General features: G+C 71.8%; 1 protein-coding gene. It reads left to right on the forward strand.

Annotated features, from left to right (window positions below):
- A partial coding sequence (locus ODJ79_RS46800) for an NAD(P)(+) transhydrogenase (Re/Si-specific) subunit beta (RefSeq protein ID WP_263030210.1) occupies positions 1-429 on the forward strand: 429 nt, incomplete at both ends.

Below are 429 nucleotides of genomic sequence, written 5' to 3' on the forward strand. Positions count from 1 at the left end.
CGCGCTGGCCGCCGGGGTGCTGCTCACCCTGCCGATCGGCGGCGCCGACATGCCGGTCGTCATCTCCCTGCTCAACGCCTGCACCGGCACCGCCGTCGCGATGGCCGGCTTCGTCCTGGAAAGCACCCCACTGATCATCGCCGGCGGCCTCGTCGGCGCGGCCGGCGCCATCCTCACCAAACTCATGGCCGACGCCATGAACCGCCCGATCACCGCCATCATCGCCGGCGGCTACGGCACCGGCGACACCGTCACCGCAGCCGCGGCAACAACCTCCGCACCGGTCCGCGAGATCACCGCCGACGACGCCGCCATCCAACTCGCCTACGCCGCCAAAGTCGTCATCGTCCCCGGCTACGGCCTGGCCGCCGCCCAGGCACAACACGAAGCCGTCGCCCTCGCCGAAGCACTCACCGCCAACGGCGTCGA

The sequence above is a fragment of the Actinoplanes sp. KI2 genome (assembly GCF_025630775.1).
Lineage (GTDB): Bacteria > Actinomycetota > Actinomycetes > Mycobacteriales > Micromonosporaceae > Actinoplanes.